The organism is Duganella sp. AC237 (genome assembly GCF_979254035.1).
This window is the reverse complement of record NZ_CEEDEW010000003.1, coordinates 5,079,683-5,100,069: the sequence shown is the minus strand read 5'-3', so window position 1 is coordinate 5,100,069 and position 20,387 is coordinate 5,079,683. Positions and strand designations below refer to the sequence as shown.

Here is a 20,387-nt window from a genome sequence, read left to right as displayed (position 1 = left end):
TAACTTCACTGAAAGAACACGAAGATTTATGGAAGTTCAACGCACCCGTGCCCTTCGCGGCCCCAATCTCTGGAGCCATCACACGGCGGTCGAAGTCATCGTCTCCTGTCCGCCCGAGGAGCAGTCGATCGCGCTGCTGCCAGGTTTCGAGCAGCGCCTGCATGCGCGCTTCCCGGCCATCGGCGCGCTGCGCACGACCGGCCGCGCCGACGACGTGCCGCTGGCCCGCGTGCTGGAAGTGGCGATCCTGAGCCTGCAGGCGCAAGCCGGCTGCCCGGTGACCTTCAGCCGCACCAGCGCCACGCTCGACGAGGGGATCTACCAGACCGTGGTCGAATATACCGAGGAAGCGGTGGGCCGCCTGGCCGTCACGCTGGCCGAAAATCTGATCAATTCGGCCCTGGCCGACACCCCGTTCGACCTGACCGGCGCGCTGAACGAACTGCGCGACCTCGATGAGGATGTGCGCCTTGGCCCGAGCACCGGCGCCATCGTCAGCGCCGCCGTCGCCCGCGACATTCCGATCCGCCGCCTGACCGAGGGCAGCATGGTGATGTTCGGCTGGGGTTCGAAACAGCGCCGCATCCAGGCCGCCGAAATGGACAGCACCAGCGCCATCGGCGAAGCCATCGCGCAGGACAAGGAACTGACCAAGAAGCTGCTGCACGCGGCTGGCGTGCCGGTGCCCATCGGCCGCTCGGTCGAGGATGTCGAAGACGCCTGGGCCGCCGCGCAGGAGATCGGCCTGCCGGTGGTGGTCAAGCCGAAGGACGGCAACCAGGGCAAGGGCGTCACCGTCAACGTGATGACCAAGGAACAGCTGGCGCAAGCCTTCAACACCGCGCGCGAATTCCGCGACGACATCATGGTCGAGCGTTACCTGCCGGGCCACGATTTCCGCCTGCTCGTCATCGGCAACAAGTTGATCGCCGCAGCGCGCCGCGATCCGCCGCAAGTGGTCGGCGACGGTACCCACACGGTGCGTGAACTGGTCAACATCGTCAACGCCGATCCGCGCCGCGGCAGCGGCCATTCGACCTCGCTGACCAAGATCCGCTTCGACGACATCGCGCTGGCGCGCCTGGCGCTGCAGGACCTGGACGCGGACTCGATTCCGGCCAAGGGCCAGCGCGTGATCCTGCGTAACAACGCCAACCTGTCGACCGGCGGCACCGCCACCGACGTCACCGACGACGTGCACCCGGAAGTGGCGGCGCGCGCGGTCGAGGCGGCGCAGATGATCGGCCTCGATATCTGCGGCGTCGACGTGGTGTGCGAAGGCGTGCTGCAACCGTTCGACAACCAGCGCGGCGGCGTGGTCGAAGTGAACGCCGCCCCCGGCCTGCGCATGCACATCGCGCCATCGTACGGCAAGGGCCGCGCGGTCGGCGAGGCGATCGTCAACACCATGTTCGCGCCCGGCGAGAACGGCCGCATTCCCGTGGTGGCGGTCACCGGCACCAACGGCAAGACCACCACCGTGCGTTTGATCGCCCACCTGCTGACGGCCAGCGGCCTGCGCACCGGCATGACCAACACCGACGGCGTCTACATCGAAGGCCGCCAGACCGACAGCGGCGATTGCAGCGGTCCGCGCAGTGCCCGCAACGTGCTGCTGCATCCGGATGTGGACGCGGCGGTATTCGAGACCGCGCGCGGCGGCGTGTTGCGCGAAGGCCTGGCCTTCGACCGCTGCCAGGTGGCCGTGGTCACCAACATCGGCAGCGGCGACCATCTCGGTTTGAACTACATCACCACGGTCGAAGACCTGGCGGTGCTCAAGCGCGTGATCGTGCAGAACGTCTCCGAGAGCGGCTTCGCGGTGCTCAACGCGGTCGATCCGATCGTTGCCGGCATGGCCGCCACCTGCCGCGGCAAGGTGATCTTCTTCGGCGCCGATCGGGGCCACCCGGTCATCGCCACCCACCGCGCGCAGGGCAGCCGCACCGTGTACGTCGAAGACGGCCATATCGTCGCGGCCGAGGGCAAGCAGTTGAACAAGATCGCGCTGTCGCAGGTGCCGATCACCCGCAACGGCGCCATCGGCTTCCAGGTCGAAAACGTGATGGCCTCCGTGGCCGCCGCGTGGGGCGTGGGCATCAGCTGGGACGCGATCCGTCTCGGCCTGAAAACCTTCGCCAACGATTCGGACAACGCGCCGGGCCGTTTCAACGTGTTCGATTACAAGGGCGCCACCGTGATCGCCGACTACGGCCACAATCCGGACGCCATCCTGGCGCTGGTGCAGGCGGTGGAAACCATGCCGGCCAGGCGCCGTGGCGTGGTGATCTCCGGCGCCGGCGACCGCCGCGACCAGGACATCAAGCAGCAGACCGAGATCCTCGGCCGCGCCTTTGATGATGTGATCCTGTACGAAGACCAGTGCCAGCGCGGGCGGGTCGACGGCGAAGTGGTGGCGCTGCTGCGTTCGGGCCTGGCCGGCGCGCCGCGCACCTCGCACATCGAGGAGATCTACGGCGAGTTCCTGGCCATCGACACGGCGCTGGCGCGTTTGGGCGAGGGCGACCTGTGCCTGATCCTGATCGACCAGGTGGAAGATGCGCTGGCGCACATCGCCAAGCGCATCGCGGAAGCTGGCTGACTTCTAGAACCACGTAGGGCGGATTAGGCGGAACGCCGTAATCCGCCACTGCGTGCGCCGTCGAGACGCATGCATAGCGGATTACGCTTCGCTAATCCGCCCTACGTGTTTTATCTCGGATTCCCCGTCATTGGCTCCGGCTATCAAATCCATAGTTATTTATAGTTTTGAGCTATGAATTGGCCTCGTTACAATAGTCCCATACTATCAACGAGGAGCCAAAGCATGAGCCAGCCACCTATCACCACCGCATCGGGCATCTCGGTAGCCGATAACCAGAACTCCGTCAGCGCGGGCCGGCGCGGCCCGCTGTTGCTGCAGGACTTCCACCTGATCGAGAAGCTGCAGCACTTCAACCGCGAACGCATCCCCGAGCGCGTGGTGCACGCCAAGGGCTCGGGCGCCTACGGCACCTTCACCGTCACCCACGACATCACCAAATTCACCAAGGCCAAGCTGTTCTCGGCCATCGGCAAGCAAACCGAAACCTTCGTGCGCTTCTCCACCGTTGGCGGTGAGCGGGGCAGCGCCGACACCGAACGCGATCCGCGCGGCTTCGCGATGCGCTTCTACACGGAAGAGGGCAACTGGGACCTGGTCGGCAACAACACGCCGATGTTCTTCATCAAGGACGGCATCAAGTTCCCGGACTTCATCCACACCCAAAAGCGCGATCCGCAGACCAATCTGAAGTCGCCGACGATGATGTTCGACTTCTGGAGCAAGACGCCGGAAAGCCTGCACCAGGTGACGATGCTGTTCTCGGATCGCGGCACGCCGGACGGCTACCGCCACATGGACGGTTTTGGCAGCCACACCTTCAGCCTGATCAACGATGCCGGCGAGCGTGTGTACTGCAAATGGCACCTGAAGACCAGGCAAGGTATCAAGAACCTGCCAGCTGCCGAAGCGAGCCGCCTGGCCGGTGAGGACCCGGACTACGCGCAGCGCGACCTGTTCGGCGCCATCGCCGCCGGCGATTTCCCGCAGTGGGAAGTGAAGCTGCAAGTGGCCACCGAGGCCGAACTGGCCGCGTGGGAAGCGCGCACCGGCTGGAATCCGTTCGACCTGACCAAGGTATGGCCGCACAAGGACTTCCCGCTGATTCCTGTCGGCGTGTTCGAGTTGAACCGCAATCCGCTGAACTACCATGCGGAAGTGGAGCAGGCCGCGTTGTCGCCGTCGAACGTGGTGCCGGGCCTGGGCTACTCGCCGGACAAGATGCTGCAGGCACGCCTGTTCGCCTACCACGACGCCCAGTTGTACCGCGTCGGCACCAACCACCAGCATCTGCCGGTGAACGCGCCGCGCTGCCCTGTGCATAACCAGCAGCGCGACGGCGCCATGGCGATCGCCAACGGCGGTGCGGCGCAGAACTACCAGCCGGTCGAATCGAACGGCAGCAATCCGCAGGGCCTGGGCCACGGCGAACCGGCGCTGGTTCTGGACGGCGGCGCGGCGCGCTTCGACGGTCGCGGCCAGGAGGACGACTACACGCAGGCCGGTAATCTGTTCCGCCTGCTGCCGGCCGAGGAAAAGCTCAACCTGTTCAACAACATCGCCGGTCCGTTGAGCCAGGTGAACGCCGAGATCATCGCCCGCCAGCTGGGTCACTTCGACCAGGCCGATCCGGCCTACGGCGCCGGCGTGCGCGCCGCGCTCAAGGCCAAGGGCGTGAACGCCGACTGACCGGGCGCGCCGGCCTTCAACCCGCACGGCCAACCTGGGGTCGTACCCCAAGGGGTACGACCCCGCCCGGCCCTGCGGGTTTGGCTGCGTGACTGGTAAAATAGCGTCATCGGTATTCACTTATATTGGATCGACATGACCATCAAAATCAGCCAGAACTTCGACTCGGGCGCCATCGAGGTGCTGCGCGCCGACAGCGCCGCCACCATCGAACTGAATCTGCGCAAGGACTCGCACGCGGACATCCGCCAGTGGTTCCATTTCCGCCTGCAGGGCGCGCGCGGCCAGCAGGTCACGATGCGCTTCCTCAACGCCGGCCAGGCCACCTACGCCAAGGGCTACGAGAACTACCAGGCCGTGGCCAGCTACGACAGCGAGAACTGGTTCCGCGTGCCGACCACCTTCGACGGCGCCGTGATGACGATCCGCCACACGCCGGACCTCGACAGCGTCTACTACGCCTACTTCGAGCCGTATTCGTTCGAGCGCCATCTGCGTCTGCTGGGCGAAGTAGCTGAAAATCCACTGGCGCGCGTGCTCGACCTGGGCAGCACCGTCGATGGCCGCGACATGAACCTGGTCGTCGTCGGCAAGCCGGAAGCGGAAAAGAAAATCTGGTTCATCGCGCGCCAGCATCCGGGCGAATCGATGGCCGAATGGTTCATCGAAGGCTTAATCGATACGCTGCTCGACGACTCGAACCCGATCGCGCGCAAGCTGCTGCAGCGCTGCGTGTTCTACATCGTGCCGAACATGAACCCGGACGGTTCGGTGCGCGGCAACCTGCGCACCAACGCCGCCGGCGCCAACCTCAATCGCGAGTGGATGACGCCATCGGCCGAGCGCAGTCCGGAAGTGCTGTACGTGAAGCAGAAGATGCACGAGACGGGCATCGACATGTTCTTCGACATCCACGGCGACGAGGCGCTGCCGTACAACTTCGTGGCCGGTAACGAGATGCTGGAGAATTTCAGCGACGAGCGCCGCGCGAAACAGCAGGCCTTCATCGACCGCTACAAAAACGCCAGCCCGGACTTCCAGGACAAGGTCGGCTATGCGGCCAGCAAGTACAAGGAAGACATGCTGACCTTGGCGTCCAAGTATGTCGGCCACCACTTTGGCTGCCTGGCGCTGACGTTGGAGATGCCGTTCAAGGACAACGCCGACCTGCCCGATCCGCACGTGGGTTGGAACGGTGCTCGCAGCGCGGCGCTGGGCGCGGCGATCCTGCAGCCGATCCTGCTGTCGCTGGACGATTACTGATCGTGGGCGTCGAGATCGAGCGCAAGTTCCTGGTGCGCGGCGACGCGTGGAAGAGCCTTGGCGAGCCGGTGTTTTTCCGCCAGGGCTATCTGTCGTCGCACAAGGATCGGGTGGTGCGCGTGCGCATCGAGGGCGAGCGGGCGGTGATGACGATCAAGGGGCGCAACGTCGGCGCCACGCGCGGCGAGTGGGAGTACGAGATCCCGATGGCCGACGCGGTCGAGCTGCTCGACGGTTTGTGCGAGCAGCCGCTGATCGAAAAATACCGCCGCCGCATCGACTTCGCCGGCAATTTGTGGGAGGTCGATGAGTTCCTCGGCGCCAATGCCGGGCTGGTGGTGGCCGAGATCGAATTGGGCTCGGAGGATCAAGTCTTCGACAAGCCGGACTGGGTGGCGGAAGAGGTCACGGCCGACTTGCGCTACCTCAATTCAAGCCTGATTAGCCATCCGTTTTCGGCTTGGTAGCCGGCGGATTTTGGTCTAAGCTGGTGGGATGGACAGCGAAGTTTCAGCGCTCAAGGCGCATATCGATGCAATCGTGCCGACGTTAGCGACGAAGGCCGATATCGAGGTGTTGCGCGCTGAAATGCACAAGATGTCGGCCGAAGGTTACCGCTGGATGGTGGCGTCGATGATCGGCATGTTCATCGGTTTCGGCGGTTTGTATTTTGCCGCCAACAGGTCGTTCGATGCGAGGCCGGCGGCGCAAGCGGCTACCCCCACAGTGATGCAAGCGCCGCCCCAGCCGCCGGTTGTCATTTATCTCCCGCAGCCCCAAACTCAGCCGCAGTCCACAAAATAAAAAAGCCCCGAAGGGCTTTTTTATTAATGGAAATGCTCGGTGCCGCTGGGCGCGTCTTCCGGCATTTCGGCATGCGCCAATTCCCCGACCGGGTCGGCGAACAACGGCGCGCCGCAGTCGTCGCAGAACTCGGCCACATAACGCTCGGCGTGCTTCTTGATCTGCGTGATGCCGGCCGCGTTCAGGTGCGCGACGATCTCTTCCACCGGCGTGACCGGCTTCTGCACCACACCGCCCGGACCGCCTTGCAGCGGGCCTTCCGGCGGCGTGCCTTCCTCGTCTTCCTGTCCGTACAGCGGCCACACCACGCCGTAGATCACGTCCGGCGTCGAACGCTGCGTGAAGGCCACGCGGTACTCGTCGATCTGGCCGTCGGCGTTTTCCTCGCCGAAGCCGGCGATCACCGCGCGCAGCTCCGACGGTTCGACCGCCAGGGTATGCGTCAGGTAGTGCACGGCGGCGCGGATCGACACCGGACGGATCAGCTTGTCCGCCTCGCGGCAGGCCATGTAGTAGGCTTCCGGCAGCAGCAGCTCGATGCCGCAGCCGGGCAGCAGACGGGTGACCGTCGGCGTGACCTGCTCGCGCCATTGCTCCAGCGCGGTGGCGCGCTCGTTGGCGAAGTTGCTTTGATTCGACGGCATCTGCCAGCGGAACAGCGGGGCGCCTGCCGGGGCCACGACCGCCACCAGCAGGTAGCGCGTGTCGGCCAGGAACGGCGCCGTCTCCGGCACCTTGGTGTCGGCCTTGAGCACCGTGCCCTTGATGGCGGCTTGCGCCAGCTTGTGCACCTTGCCGTAGGTTTCGACGTGGCTGCGCGGCAGCTGGTCGATCGAGAACAGGGTCGGCGACATCGCCATGCGGGTGCCGTCGGCCAGCAGGTGGGCGCTGAAATGCGCCGACAAGGTTTGCAGGATGTCGGCCGGAATCGCACCCGAGGCGATGGAGAAGCGGGTCCACGCCAGGATCGGCGCGGCCACCAGCAGCACGTCGTATTGCTTGGCCACGCCGTCGGCGGTGTCGATGGTGATGCTGCTCGATTCGCTGACCGCTTCGACGCCATCCATCAGCACGTCGTAGGCGTTCAAGTCTTCCTTGAACAGCGCGTTGAGGGTGGCGTCGATGGTGTCCTGGTGACCGGTCTTGAGGAGTTTCTGGAGCTGTGCATCGAGGTTGTGTTCCCACGACCGCTCTTCAAGCCGGCTGGCCGCCTGACCGACCGCCTGGGCGTAGGTGACAAGACGCTGGCTTTCGACAGACAATTTATGGGATGAATCTTTAGATGGACGACGCATAGCGCAATAAGAGTCTTATAAAATTAGTCAAAAAAATGGATCAGTCATGCAGATGATAACCCTTATGACACGTATTGTAGTTGATTCGGTAAAAGCGGCGTTTACTTTGGCTCGACCCTGGGCACGGACGAAAAAAACGCCGGACGAATCCGGCGTTTTTCGCTACAGCAATCCGCGCGCGATTAAGCGGCCAGCAGCTGACGCAGCACGAATGGCAGAATACCGCCGTGCTTGTAGTAGTCGACTTCGATCGGGGTGTCGATACGCAGCAATACTTTGACTTCCTGGCTCGAACCGTCGGCGCGGTGGATCACCAGGGTCGCCAGCTGTTGCGGCTTGATCTCGCCTTCCAGGCCCTTCAGGTCGTAGGTTTCCTTGCCGGTGATGCCCAGCGATTCGACGCTGTCGGTGCCGATGAATTGCAGCGGCAGCACGCCCATGCCGACCAGGTTGGAGCGGTGGATACGTTCGAACGAACGCACGATCACGGCCTTCACGCCCAGCAGCTGGGTGCCCTTGGCGGCCCAGTCGCGCGACGAGCCGGTGCCGTATTCTTCACCGCCGAACACCATGGTCGGGGTGCCTTCGGCAACGTACTTCATCGCCGCGTCGTAGATCGACAGCTGTTCGCCCGATGGCTGGTGGATCGTGATGCCGCCTTCGACCGCCGAACCGTCCGCTTTTGGCGGGATCATCTTGTTCTTGATACGCACGTTGGCGAAGGTGCCGCGCATCATGATCTCGTGGTTGCCGCGACGCGAGCCGTAGGAATTGAAGTCCGCCTTCAGCACGCCGTTGGCCAGCAGCCATTTACCCGCTGGACCGTCTTCCTTGATGGAGCCGGCAGGGGAGATGTGGTCGGTGGTGATCGAGTCGCCGAACACGCCCAGGGCGCGCGCGCCTTCGATGCCGGTGGCGACCGCTTTCGGGGTCATCTCGAAGCCGTCGAAGAACGGCGGCTCGGCGATGTAGGTCGACGCCGGCCAGTTGTACACTTGGCCTTCGGTGGTCGACACGTGTTCCCACAGCTTGCCTGGGTTGCCCTTGACGTCGGCGTAGTTGGTCTTGAACACTTTCGAGTTCATCGCGAACTTCATCAGCTTGGCGATCTCTTTCGAGGTCGGCCAGATGTCGCCCAGGTACACGTCCTTGCCGTTGGTGCCCTTGCCGACCGGCTGGGTCATCAGGTCGACGGTCATGTTGCCGGCGATGGCGTAGGCCACGACCAGCGGTGGCGAGGCCAGGAAGTTCGAACGGATGTTCGGGTGAATCCGCGCTTCGAAGTTACGGTTGCCGGACAGCACGGCCGACGCGACGATGTCGTTCGAGGTGATGGCGGCGTTCAGTTCCGGGGTCAGGTCGCCGGCGTTACCGATGCAGGTGGTGCAGCCGTAGGCGGTCACGCCGAAGCCCAGTTGCTCCAGGTATGGCAGCAGGCCGGCGGCGGTCAGGTACTCGGTGACCACGCGCGAGCCGGGCGCCAGCGACGACTTGATGTGCGGCGCGACGGTCAGGCCGGCTTCGACGGCCTTCTTGGCCAGCAGGCCGGCGGCCAGCAGCACGCTCGGGTTCGAGGTGTTGGTGCACGAGGTGATCGCGGCGATCAGCACGTCGCCGTTTTTCACGTCCACGCCGTTGGTGGTGGTGTAGGTCCTGGTCAGGTCTTCCGGCTTTTTGTTGAAGCCGTTTTCGGTGGTCGGTTTCGAGAACAGTTCGGTGAAGTTGTTTTTCACGTTGCCGATTTCGATACGGTCCTGTGGACGCTTGGGGCCGGCCAAGGATGGAGTAACACTCGTGAGGTTCAGTTCCACCACGCGGGTGTAGTCGATGTCGCCGGCTTTCGATACGCCGTACATGCCCTGCGCCTTGAAGTAGGCGGCGAAGGCATCGATTTCCGCCTTGGTGCGGCCGGTGCCTTCGAAGTATTCGATGGTGGCGTCGTCGACCGGGAAGAAGCCCATCGTCGCGCCGTATTCAGGCGCCATGTTGGCGATGGTGGCGCGGTCGGTGACCGACAGGGTCTCGGTGCCTTCGCCGAAGAACTCGACGAACTTGCCGACGACTTTTTCCTTGCGCAGCAGTTCGGTGATGGTCAGCACCAGATCGGTCGCGGTGCAGCCTTCGCGCAGCACGCCGGTCAGGTTGACGCCGATGACGTCCGGGGTCAGGAAGTAGACCGGCTGGCCCAACATGCCGGCTTCGGCCTCGATGCCGCCCACGCCCCAGCCGACCACGCCGATGCCGTTGATCATGGTGGTGTGCGAGTCGGTGCCGACCAGCGAATCAGGGTAGTACACGCCGGCCGCATCTTTGTGCACGCCGCGCGCCAGGTATTCCAGGTTGACCTGGTGGACGATGCCGAAGCCCGGTGGCACCACGCCGAAGGTGTCGAACGCTTGCATGCCCCATTTCATGAACTGGTAACGCTCGTTGTTGCGCGAGAATTCCAGCTTCATGTTCAGGTCCAGCGCGCCAGGCTCGCGGAAGTGGTCGATGGTGACCGAGTGGTCGACCACCAGGTCGACAGGGACCAGCGGTTCGATCTTCTTGGCGTTGATACCCATCTTGTAGGCGACGTTGCGCATCGCGGCCAGGTCGGCCAGCAGCGGCACGCCGGTGAAGTCCTGCAGCACCACGCGGGCGACGACAAACGGGATCTCGTCGGTGCGCTCGCCGGTCGGGCTCCAGTTGGCCAGCTGCTTGATGTGCTCTTCGGTGACTTTCTTACCGTCGCAGTTGCGCAGCACGGATTCCAGCACAACACGGATCGATACCGGCAGGCGGGAGATTTTGGCGCCCAGGCTCTTCTCCAGTGCAGGCAGCGAATAGAACTTCGCCTTCTTGCCCGAAATGTTGAAATCCTTAAGCGTGTTCAGAGTGTTGCGGGACATGACCTCTCCTTCAGTGGGTATCGTCTATTTGTTGAAGTGCTACGTTGTGCAAGCGCCCGTGCCGGCGCGCCCGTTTTGGAACCGGTGTTACTGGATAACGGTCTTGACGCTGGTCGGTTCCGCGTCGGAGGTGACGACCGGCTTCAATTGTTCGGCGTTGCGGCATTCGTTGGCCAGCTGGCGGTTCAGTTTTGAATCGAGCAGCATGCCCTTGGCTGGAATGCCAATCCAGATCAGGCCGTACAATTTGTTTTCGAAGCGGTTGGCGCCGGTGGTCGTACCCACGCGCGTCAGGCGGTGCAGGCGCTTCTTCCAGCGCAGCGCGATGTGCGCCTCGTCGGTGGTGTTGGCGTAGATCGTGACTTTGTTGCCAAGTTCGCAATCGAACTCGGTGACGGCCGAATCGGTGATGGCCGGTTCGTCGGCTTCCTCGTCGGGCGCCTTCGGCACGGCTTCTTCCACTGGCTTGGCGGCCTTCTTGGTGGATTTTTTCACGGCCTTTTTGACCGGGGTTTTGGTGGTTTCCGCTGCGGCGTGGGCGCCGGCGGCGAGGGACAGCGAGGCCAGCGCGAGGCTGCAGGCCATGAATAGTTTGGAGATCGACATCAGTTTGTTTCCAGTGGGTGGTCGGCGGGGTTCATCAGCGCGGCCACCGACTCGGGCAAGCTCAGCCCGGCCAGTTTGGCGCGCTGTAAAACGGTCCAATAATATCGGTAGCTGGCGCGGTCGTGCAAGCGCCCGTTCTGGGCGATCGGCCCCCATTGCACGGCCGCCGCCTCCAGCAGGATGGCGGCCGCCTCGTTGACTTCGGAGAGGCGCGGCGTGAAGGTCTTGATGATCGGCTTGATCTGGTTCGGGTGGATGCTCCACATGCGCGTGTAGCCGAATTCGGCGGCGGCGCGCTGGGCGTCGTTGGCGGCGACGGCGGTGTCCTTGATCTCGGTGGTGACGTTATGCGACGGCACCTTGCCGTGCGCGTGGCAGGCGGCCGAGATTTCCAGCTTGGCGCGCACCACCAGCGGGTGCGTGAACTGGCCCGGCGTGCGCATGGCCGCGCCGGGAATGGCGCCGTAGTGCGACGAGATGAAGTCCATGATGCCGAACGACAGGCACTGCACTTGCGCAATGGCGGCGATGTCGTAGGCCTGGCGCAGCGCGCCGTGGGTTTCGATCAGCACGTGGATCGGCAAATCCCGGCGGCCGGCCTTGGCGGCGTGCTGGTTGATCAGCGCGATGGCGTCGCTCACTTCCTGCGCGCCGTTCACTTTCGGCAGCACCAGGTAGGCCAGGCGCTGGGCGGCGGCGCAGATGATCTCGACGTCCTGGGCGAAGAACGGGCTGCCGACATCGTGCACGCGGGCGCCGATGCGGTTGAATTTGTTGTCGTCGGAGGTCAGCAGCTCGGCCACCAGGCGCGCGTGGGCGGCCTCGTTGCCGGCGCTGGCGCCGTCCTCGCAGTCGAGCGTGATGTCGAACAGCGGGCCAAGTTCTTGTTGCAGAGCGATCGATTTACGCATCAGCTTTTCGGAGCCGGCGTAGTGGTCGCAGGCCGGCAGCAGCAGCGGCTGGCGATTGCCCTGGAATAAAACCTCGGATGGGTGCATGCGGGTGTGGTCTGGAATGGCGGTTGGCTGAATGGCTGGTGCCTCGGGTAGGGCGGGTACGTCTGACAAGGGCGGAACAGACGCCGCGCTGCTCTCGGCAGCGCGGCGGGTGCGGCGGATCGGTGGTTTAACCGGTTCCACTTAATGCACGAAGAGGATTACGGCAGCAGGTGCTTGACGCCTTCGCGCTCTTCGGTCAGTTCCTTCAGGGTCAGGTTGATGCGCTCTTGCGAGAAGGCGTCGATTTCCAGGCCCTGGACGATTTTGTATTCGCCGTTTTCGGTGGTGACAGGGAAGCCGAACATGGTGCCTTCAGGGATGCCGTACGAACCATCCGAAGGAACGCCCATGGTGGTCCACTTGCCGTTGGTGCCCAGCATCCAGTCGTGGACGTGGTCGATGGCGGCGTTGGCGGCCGACGCGGCCGACGACAGGCCGCGCGCTTCGATGATGGCGGCGCCGCGCTTGCCGACGGTTGGCAGGAACACGTTGGCGTTCCATTCCTGGTCGTTGATCAGGTCCTTTACGGCCTTGCCGCCGACGGTGGCGAAACGGTAGTCGGCGTACATGGTTGGCGAGTGGTTGCCCCACACGGTCAGCTTCTCGATGTCTTTCACGGCGGTGCCGGTCTTGGCGGCCACTTGCGACAGCGCGCGGTTGTGGTCCAGGCGCAGCATGGCGGTGAAGTTCTTGGCCGGCAGCGACGGCGCCGATTTCATGGCGATGTAGGCGTTGGTGTTGGCAGGGTTGCCGACCACCAGGACTTTAACGTTGCGCGAAGCGACGGCGTCGAGCGCCTTGCCTTGCACGGTGAAGATCTGGGCGTTCGCTTCCAGCAGGTCCTTGCGTTCCATGCCCGGGCCACGCGGACGGGCGCCGACCAGCACGGCGACGTCGACATCCTTGAAGGCGGTCATCGGGTCGGAGTGGGCGGTCATCTCGGTCAGCAGCGGGAACGCGCAGTCGTCGATTTCCATCATGACGCCCTTGAGCGCTTTTTGTGCCTTTTCGTCGGCGATTTCCAGCAGTTGCAGGATGACCGGCTGGTCTTTGCCGAGCATGTCGCCGTTGGCGATGCGGAACAGCAGAGCGTAACCGATTTGACCGGCGGCGCCGGTGACAGCAACACGCATTGGGGTTTTAGCCATGATGAATCTCCAAAGTGGGAATGAAAGTGTTCAAGTGTTCTTGATCGCGTTCTTAAATCCGGCCCGTTCCGGCCCGGGAAAACCTAATCCATAATGATACTGCAAATCCACAGCTTATAAACGCATGGCTGCGGAGTGTAGGCGCGTAACCAGCTTCTGTCAATCCTATCTTATGTCTTATATAAGACAGATAAGTTGTTGCCGGTTTTGCTGGACGGAAGTGGTCATTTGTGGTGAAATCTCGGTCTATGAATCCCGTCCCGCCCAATCCGAACAGCAGCAGCCCAGCCTCAAGTGCCGGTGGCGCAGCAGGATCGTCGGCGGGTTCGGCGACATCGTCGCCGGTCGCTTCGACGACAGGCGCTTCGGGCACGCCAGGCCTGCCGTCCGGCAGTTCGCCGACATTCTCCCCACTTTACCAGCAAATCAAGGCGCTGATAACTCAAAGCCTGCAATCGGGGGAGTGGAAACCGGGCGAATTGATCCCCAGCGAGGTCGAACTGGCCAATCGCTTCAAGGTCAGCCAGGGCACCGTGCGCAAGGCCATCGACGAGCTGGCCGCCGAGAACCTGGTCTTGCGCAAGCAGGGCAAGGGCACTTTTGTTGCCACCCACCACGAGGCGCGCGCCCATTTCCGCTTCCTCAAGCTGCTGCCCGACGAGGGCGTGCCACACTATCCTGAAAGTAAGTTCATTGAAGTCAAGCGCATGCGCGCGCCCGCCGATGTGGCGCGCCTGCTCGACCTGAAGTCCGGCGACGCCGTCATTTTCATCAAACGCGTACAATCGTTCGACAGCGTGCCGACCATCGTCGAAGAGATGTGGCTGCCCGGCGTCACGTTCAAGGGATTGACGGCCGAGCGGCTGGTCGAATACAAGGGGCCGATGTACGGGCTGTTCGAGTCGGAGTTCGGCACCCGCATGATACGGGCGACCGAGAAGATCCGCGCCGTGTGCGCCGACGCCGGCGTGGCCGCGCTGCTTCACATCGCCCTCGACACGCCGCTGCTGGCATCGGAGCGGGTGTCGTTCACGTACGGCGACAAGCCGGTGGAGCTGCGCCGGGGGCAGTATCTGACTGAACGTCACCATTACCACAATGAATTGAATTGAACTGAATCGAACCCAACGGGTGGAGCAGGAGACCCTGGGGCGCGAAAAGCGCGTCAGGTAGCGTACAACCAACCGTGCGTCACACCACGGTAGCATTGTTGCGCTGATAATACGTTGAGCTGCGGAAAGCGGCCGCCGGACTGTGTTGCAAAACACTATTTTAGTTATATGTAACAATAGATATTGGTTATCGGCGCGGAAATCGGCGAAAATCGCGGTCTAACCAATTTTTGTTTAAGCCTGAGGAGGTCTTGTTATGTCAGAAGCCGTAAGGGAAGTCCCTAAAAAAGAACGGCGGGAATTCCGTAATATCCATGTTACAGAATTGCTCAACTATCGCCAGCCCCTGGCCGCCATCGTCTCCATCTTGCACCGCATCAGCGGCGCGTTGATGTGCTTGCTGCTGCCATTCACGCTGTATTTGTTGCAAGAAAGTCTGCGTTCCGAGATTTCCTTCGCGCACTATCAAGGCTTCATCACCTACCCCCTGGTCAAACTGGTCATCCTGGCGCTGTGCTGGGGCTACTTCCACCACTTCTGCGCTGGCGTACGCCACCTGGTGATGGACACCCACATCGGCCTGGACAAGGATTCGGCGCGCAATTCGTCGGCCGCCGTGCTGGTCATCAGCCTGGTCCTGACCGCGCTGGTCGCCCTGAAACTGTTTGGAGTGTTCTGAAATGGCTAACAATAACATCGGACCGAAGCGCATGGTCGTCGGCGCGCACTACGGCATGAAAGACTGGCTGGCGCAGCGCGTGACCGCCGTCGTCATGGTGCTCTACACCGCCATCCTGCTGATCGCCTTCCTGACCGGCCAGAACTTCACCTATGAAGGCTGGGCCGCGCTGTTCGCCCAGCAATGGTTCAAATTGATTTCCGCCGTGACCCTGCTCGGCCTGTTCTATCACGCCTGGGTCGGCATGCGCGACATCTGGATGGACTACGTCAAGCACGTCGGCGTCCGCCTGACCCTGCAAATGGCCACCGTACTGTGGTTGATCGCATGTGCCGTATGGTCGGTACAGATACTCTGGAGTGTGTAATCGTGGCAGCTATTAAAACTGGAATTCCAACCCGCCGCTTTGACGCGGTAATCGTCGGCGCCGGCGGCTCCGGCATGCGCGCATCGCTGCAACTGGCCGAAGCCGGCCTGAACGTCGCGGTGCTGTCCAAAGTCTTCCCGACCCGCTCGCACACCGTGGCGGCGCAGGGCGGCATCGGCGCCTCGCTGGGCAACATGGCCGAGGACAACTGGTTCTGGCACATGTTCGACACCGTCAAGGGCGGCGACTACCTGGGCGACCAGGACGCGATCGAATTCATGTGCCGCGAAGCACCGAAGGTCGTCTACGAGCTGGAACACTTCGGCATGCCGTTCGACCGCAATCCCGACGGCACCATCTACCAGCGTCCGTTCGGCGGCCACACCGCCAACTTCGGTGAAAAAGCCGTGCAGCGCGCCTGCGCCGCGGCCGACCGCACCGGCCACGCGCTGCTCCATACGCTCTATCAACGAAACGTCCGCGCCCGCACCCACTTCTTCGTCGAATGGATGGCGCTCGACATCATCCGTGACGCCGAAGGCGATGTCGTCGGCGTGGTGGCACTGGAAATGGAAACCGGCGAAACGATGATCCTGGAAGCGAAGACCACCATCTTCGCCACCGGCGGCGCCGGCCGCATCTTCGCCGCGTCGACCAACGCCTTCATCAACACCGGCGACGGCATGGGCATGGCGGCACGCGCCGGCCTGCCGCTGCAGGACATGGAGTTCTGGCAGTTCCACCCGACCGGCGTGGCCGGCGCTGGTGTCCTCATCACCGAGGGCGTGCGCGGCGAGGGCGGTATCCTGATCAACTCCGAAGGCGAGCGTTTCATGGAGCGTTATGCGCCTACGCTGAAGGATCTGGCGCCGCGCGACTTCGTCTCGCGCTCGATGGACCAGGAAATCAAGGAAGGCCGCGGCTGCGGTCCGAACAAGGACCACGTCATGCTGGACCTGCGCCACATCGGCGCCGAGACCATCGCCAAGCGCCTGCCGTCGATTCTGGAAATCGGCCACAAGTTCGCCAACGTCGACGCGACCAAGGAACCGATTCCTGTCGTGCCGACCATCCACTACCAGATGGGCGGTATTCCAACCAACATCCACGGCCAGGTCGTCACCCCTAACGGCGATGGCACGCAAAAGATCGTCAACGGCCTGTACGCGATCGGCGAATGCGCCTGCGTCTCGGTGCACGGCGCCAACCGCCTGGGCACCAACTCGCTGCTCGACCTGGTGGTGTTCGGCCGCGCGGCCGGCAACCACGTGGTCGCGTCGAACCTGAAGCAGAAGGAAAACAAGCCGCTGCCGAAGGACGCCTCCGACTTCGCGATGGACCGCCTGAACAAGCTGGAAACCTCGACCGGCGCGGAAAAAGTGCAGAACGTCGCCAACGACATCCGCGCCACGATGCAGAAGTACTGCGGCGTGTTCCGTACCGAAGCGACCATGCAGCAGGGCGCCAAGGAAATCATGGTGCTCGACGAGCGCCGCAAGCACGTCTCGTTCAAGGACAAGTCCAAGGTGTTCAACACCGCGCGCGTCGAAGCGCTGGAACTGGACAACCTGATCGAAACGGCGAAGGCGACGATGCTGTCCGCCGTGGCCCGCAAGGAATCGCGCGGCGCCCACGCCCACGACGACTTCCCGCACCGCGACGACGACAACTGGATGAAGCACACCCTGTGGTACTCGGCAGACAACCGCCTGGAATACAAAGCGGTCGTGACCAAGCCATTGACGGTTGATACCTTCAAACCGAAACCACGTACTTTCTAAGGCAAGACCATGGCACGCACAATCAAACTGAAAATTTACCGTTACGATCCGGACCAGGACGCCAAACCGTACATGCAGGACGTGACGGTCGAGCTGAAGGACACCGACAAGATGCTGCTTGACGCCTTGCAGCGCATCAAGTCCGACGTCGACGATTCGCTGGCCCTGCGCCGCTCGTGCCGCGAAGGCGTGTGCGGTTCGGACGCGATGAACATCAACGGCAAGAACGGCCTGGCCTGCACCACCAATTTGAACGAGCTGACCGAGCCTATCGTACTGCGTCCGCTGCCAGGCCTGCCGGTGATCCGCGACCTGATCGTCGACATGACCCAGTTCTTCAAGCAGTACGATTCGATCAAGCCATACCTGATCAACGACTCGATCCGTCCCGAGAAGGAACGCCTGCAGTCGCCGACCGAACGCGAAGAACTCGACGGCCTGTACGAGTGTATCCTGTGCGCGTGCTGCTCGACGTCGTGCCCGTCGTTCTGGTGGAATCCGGACAAGTTCGTCGGCCCGGCCGGCCTGCTGCAAGCCTACCGCTTCATCGCCGACTCGCGCGACGAAGCGACCGGCCAGCGTCTGGACAACCTGGAAGACCCGTACCGCCTGTTCCGCTGCCACTCGATCATGAATTGCGTCGACGTCTGCCCCAAGGGTTTGAACCCGAACAAGGCGATCGGCAAGATCAAAGAGTTGATGGTACGCCGGGCGATCTAAAACGCTATCGCGGGCGGCCTTAGCGCCGCCCGTTTTACGTGTCCGTTCCTGTTTAGTAGTGGCGCTCCAGCACGATTGGCGCGCGCAGTGTAAAGTAGTGACCCATGACTGAACCGAACCAATCTGCGCACCAGTCCGACCCAGCCAACCGAGCGCGCCTGCGCTGGCGCTCACGCCGGGGTCTGCTGGAAAACGACATCATCCTCACCCGTTTTCTCGATGCGCATGAAACCGAATTGACCGACGAAGAAGTGGACGCGCTCACGCGGCTCCTCGATTTGTCGGACAATGCCCTGATGGATCTGGTACTGGCCCGTAAAGAGCCGGAAGGCGAAGTCGACCTGCCGCACGTGCATGCATTGCTGCAACGACTAAGACTGGCCTGAGACTACGAAGGCAACCAGAATTTTCGCGTTTTATTTACCTTCATCTCCCTAAAAAAGGAAGAGTCCATGAATATTTCTGACAACAAAGCCACCCTGTCGTTCTCCGACGGCAGCCCTTCGGTGGAATTCCCGATCTACAAGGGCACCGTGGGTCCCGACGTGATCGACATCCGCAAGCTGTACGCCGGCACCGGCAAGTTCACCTACGATCCAGGCTTCATGTCGACCGCCGCGTGCAACTCGACGATCACCTACATCGACGGCGACAAGGGCGAGCTGCTGTACCGCGGCTACCCGATCGAACAGCTGGCCGTGAACGCCGACTTCATGGAATCTTGCTACCTGCTGCTGAACGGCGAACTGCCGAACAGCGTGCAAAAGGACGAGTTCGTTGAGACCGTCACCAAGCACACCATGGTGCACGAGCAGATGCAATTCTTCTTCCGCGGCTTCCGTCGCGACGCGCACCCGATGTCGGTGCTGGTCGGCACCGTCGGCGCGCTGGCGTCGTTCTACCACGACTCGCTCGACATCAACGACGCCAAGCAGCGTGAAATCTCGGCTATCCGCCTGATCGCCAAAATGCCGACCCTGGTCGCCATGGCGTACAAGTACTCGATGGGCCAGCCGTTCATGTATCCGCGCAACGACCTGTCGTACAGCGCCAACTTCATGCGCATGATGTTCGGCAACCCGTGCGAAGAATACAAAGTCAACGACGTGCTGGTGCGCGCCCTCGACCGTATCCTGATCCTGCACGCCGACCACGAGCAGAACGCATCGACCTCGACCGTCCGTCTGGCCGGTTCGTCGGGCGCCAACCCGTTCGCCTGTATCGCCGCCGGTATCGCCTGCCTGTGGGGCCCTGCCCACGGCGGCGCCAACGAAGCCGCGCTGACCATGCTGAAGGAAATCGGCTCGGTCGAGAACATTCCTGCGTTCATCGAGCAGGTCAAGGACAAGAACTCCGGCGTCAAGCTGATGGGCTTCGGTCACCGCGTGTACAAGAACTTCGACCCGCGCGCCAAGCTGATGCGCGAAACCTGCTACGAAGTGCTGGAAGAGCTGGGCCTGCAGGACGACCCACTGTTCAAGCTGGCGATGGAACTGGAAAAGATTGCGCTGAACGACGAATACTTCGTCTCGCGCAAGCTGTACCCGAACGTCGACTTCTACTCGGGCATCGTGCAATCGGCGCTGGGTATTCCGGTGTCGCTGTTCACCGGTATCTTCGCCATGGCCCGCACCATCGGCTGGATCGCCCAGTGGAACGAAATGATCGCCGATCCGGAACAGAAAATCGGCCGTCCACGCCAGCTGTTCGTCGGTTCGACCACCCGCGACGTCAAGCCGCTGGACCAGCGCTAATTTTCGCGTTTCGCAGCGAACAAAAAACGGGCTTCGGCCCGTTTTTTTCGCCGTATCACGGCGTGAAGATGGTTTCGATCGTCTTGTCGAACAGCCGGGCGATGGCAAAGGCCAGCGGCAGGCTGGGATCGTAGCGGCCGGTCTCGATGGCGTTGACGGTTTGGCGCGAGACGGCAAGCTGGTCGGCCAGGTAGGCCTGGCTCCAGCCGCGTTCGGCGCGCAGTTCGCGGATCGTATTGTTCATCGGTCCATCTTCCAGCGACGAAACAGCCCGATCACCATCCACGCGCTGCCCATCACGCCCCACACCGCGAACATGCTCATGCGCGGATAGCCAGCGTTCTCCATGAAGCCGTACGTGAAAGTCACGGCCGCCGTGACGGCTGCGGCCAGCGCGAAGGTTTCCAGCATCACAATGCGTTGGTATTCGTCCATTCGTCCAACCTGGCGCGCGACCGCCCAGATCATCAGCAGAAATCCGATCATGGGACAGATCAGTACGGCGGTCTTGAACGGGCCAGGTTCCATGGCCGGGCCGTAGGTGACCGACGGCACCAGCAGCGCGATGTAGACGGCGATGCTGCCGAAGAGCTCGCGCAAATAACGGGTTGCAGCCTTGCATTCCCCGGCTGAATACTTCGGTTCGATCTGACTACGCATTGTGTTCTCCCATGTGTA

The 20,387-nt window shown here is 62.6% G+C and carries 19 protein-coding genes; 12 read left to right on the top strand and 7 right to left on the bottom strand.

Features of this window, described 5'->3' with window-relative positions; genetic code table 11:
• The first annotated feature begins 28 nt into the window (after nucleotides 1–28).
• The 5 genes from cphA to AC0IYS_RS22615 all read left to right on the top strand — a co-directional run bounded on the left by cphA (nucleotide 29) and on the right by AC0IYS_RS22615 (nucleotide 6,358).
• A complete protein-coding gene (cphA, locus tag AC0IYS_RS22635; RefSeq protein WP_471707293.1) occupies nucleotides 29–2,602 on the top strand; it encodes a cyanophycin synthetase in 2,574 nt (857 codons plus the stop codon).
• A gap of 225 nt (nucleotides 2,603–2,827) precedes the next feature.
• A complete protein-coding gene (locus AC0IYS_RS22630) occupies nucleotides 2,828–4,291 on the top strand; it encodes a catalase (protein WP_471707292.1) in 1,464 nt (487 codons plus the stop codon).
• Nucleotides 4,292–4,426: 135 nt separating this feature from the next.
• The gene (locus AC0IYS_RS22625; protein WP_471707291.1) at nucleotides 4,427–5,554 is read left to right on the top strand and encodes a M14 family metallopeptidase; all 1,128 of its coding nucleotides are present in this window, start codon (nucleotides 4,427–4,429) and stop codon (nucleotides 5,552–5,554) included.
• Nucleotides 5,555–5,556: 2 nt separating this feature from the next.
• On the top strand, nucleotides 5,557–6,021 hold the full coding sequence (locus AC0IYS_RS22620; protein WP_471707290.1) for a CYTH domain-containing protein: 465 nt from the start codon (nucleotides 5,557–5,559) through the stop codon (nucleotides 6,019–6,021).
• Nucleotides 6,022–6,049: 28 nt separating this feature from the next.
• Complete coding sequence (locus tag AC0IYS_RS22615) at nucleotides 6,050–6,358, top strand: hypothetical protein (RefSeq protein ID WP_471707289.1); 309 nt, start codon at nucleotides 6,050–6,052, stop codon at nucleotides 6,356–6,358.
• 23 nt (nucleotides 6,359–6,381) lie between these two features.
• Here the strand turns inward: AC0IYS_RS22615 and AC0IYS_RS22610 are convergent, their stop codons facing one another.
• The 5 genes from AC0IYS_RS22610 to AC0IYS_RS22590 form a co-directional block, all read right to left on the bottom strand.
• Nucleotides 6,382–7,653, bottom strand: coding sequence for a DUF2863 family protein (locus AC0IYS_RS22610; protein ID WP_471707288.1), 1,272 nt, complete (start codon nucleotides 7,651–7,653; stop codon nucleotides 6,382–6,384).
• Between the two features lie 182 nt (nucleotides 7,654–7,835).
• On the bottom strand, nucleotides 7,836–10,544 hold the full coding sequence (gene acnA, locus AC0IYS_RS22605) for an aconitate hydratase AcnA (protein WP_471707287.1): 2,709 nt from the start codon (nucleotides 10,542–10,544) through the stop codon (nucleotides 7,836–7,838).
• Nucleotides 10,545–10,631: 87 nt separating this feature from the next.
• Nucleotides 10,632–11,150, bottom strand: coding sequence for a hypothetical protein (locus AC0IYS_RS22600; protein WP_471707286.1), 519 nt, complete (start codon nucleotides 11,148–11,150; stop codon nucleotides 10,632–10,634).
• A complete protein-coding gene (locus AC0IYS_RS22595) occupies nucleotides 11,150–12,148 on the bottom strand; it encodes an HpcH/HpaI aldolase/citrate lyase family protein (protein WP_471707285.1) in 999 nt (332 codons plus the stop codon). Before AC0IYS_RS22595 ends, AC0IYS_RS22600 begins: the two co-directional genes overlap by 1 nt.
• 158 nt (nucleotides 12,149–12,306) lie before the next feature.
• Nucleotides 12,307–13,296, bottom strand: a complete 990-nt coding sequence (locus AC0IYS_RS22590; RefSeq protein ID WP_090314625.1) for a malate dehydrogenase — start codon at nucleotides 13,294–13,296, stop codon at nucleotides 12,307–12,309.
• Nucleotides 13,297–13,544: 248 nt separating this feature from the next.
• Between AC0IYS_RS22590 and AC0IYS_RS22585 the strand changes: the two genes are divergently transcribed.
• From AC0IYS_RS22585 to gltA, 7 genes are all read left to right on the top strand, one after another.
• Nucleotides 13,545–14,408: a GntR family transcriptional regulator gene (locus tag AC0IYS_RS22585; RefSeq protein ID WP_471707284.1), complete on the top strand. Its 864-nt coding sequence runs from the start codon at nucleotides 13,545–13,547 to the stop codon at nucleotides 14,406–14,408.
• Nucleotides 14,409–14,664: 256 nt separating this feature from the next.
• Entirely contained in the window at nucleotides 14,665–15,087 is a 423-nt protein-coding gene (sdhC, locus tag AC0IYS_RS22580) for a succinate dehydrogenase, cytochrome b556 subunit (RefSeq protein ID WP_471707283.1), read from the top strand.
• A gap of 1 nt (nucleotide 15,088) precedes the next feature.
• Nucleotides 15,089–15,454, top strand: a complete 366-nt coding sequence (gene sdhD / locus AC0IYS_RS22575) for a succinate dehydrogenase, hydrophobic membrane anchor protein (protein ID WP_471707282.1) — start codon at nucleotides 15,089–15,091, stop codon at nucleotides 15,452–15,454.
• 2 nt (nucleotides 15,455–15,456) lie between these two features.
• On the top strand, nucleotides 15,457–17,235 hold the full coding sequence (gene sdhA / locus AC0IYS_RS22570; RefSeq protein ID WP_471707281.1) for a succinate dehydrogenase flavoprotein subunit: 1,779 nt from the start codon (nucleotides 15,457–15,459) through the stop codon (nucleotides 17,233–17,235).
• A 9-nt stretch (nucleotides 17,236–17,244) separates the two neighbouring features.
• Nucleotides 17,245–17,955, top strand: a complete 711-nt coding sequence (locus tag AC0IYS_RS22565; protein ID WP_471707280.1) for a succinate dehydrogenase iron-sulfur subunit — start codon at nucleotides 17,245–17,247, stop codon at nucleotides 17,953–17,955.
• A gap of 104 nt (nucleotides 17,956–18,059) precedes the next feature.
• Nucleotides 18,060–18,341: an FAD assembly factor SdhE gene (locus AC0IYS_RS22560; RefSeq protein ID WP_471707279.1), complete on the top strand. Its 282-nt coding sequence runs from the start codon at nucleotides 18,060–18,062 to the stop codon at nucleotides 18,339–18,341.
• A gap of 66 nt (nucleotides 18,342–18,407) precedes the next feature.
• Nucleotides 18,408–19,709, top strand: coding sequence for a citrate synthase (gene gltA, locus AC0IYS_RS22555; RefSeq protein WP_471707278.1), 1,302 nt, complete (start codon nucleotides 18,408–18,410; stop codon nucleotides 19,707–19,709).
• 55 nt (nucleotides 19,710–19,764) lie between these two features.
• Here gltA and AC0IYS_RS22550 read toward each other — a convergent pair whose 3' ends face one another.
• Entirely contained in the window at nucleotides 19,765–19,953 is a 189-nt protein-coding gene (locus tag AC0IYS_RS22550) for a helix-turn-helix transcriptional regulator (protein WP_363504703.1), read from the bottom strand.
• Complete coding sequence (locus tag AC0IYS_RS22545; protein WP_471707277.1) at nucleotides 19,950–20,369, bottom strand: hypothetical protein; 420 nt, start codon at nucleotides 20,367–20,369, stop codon at nucleotides 19,950–19,952. Before AC0IYS_RS22545 ends, AC0IYS_RS22550 begins: the two co-directional genes overlap by 4 nt.
• Between the last annotated feature and the right edge of the window lie 18 nt (nucleotides 20,370–20,387).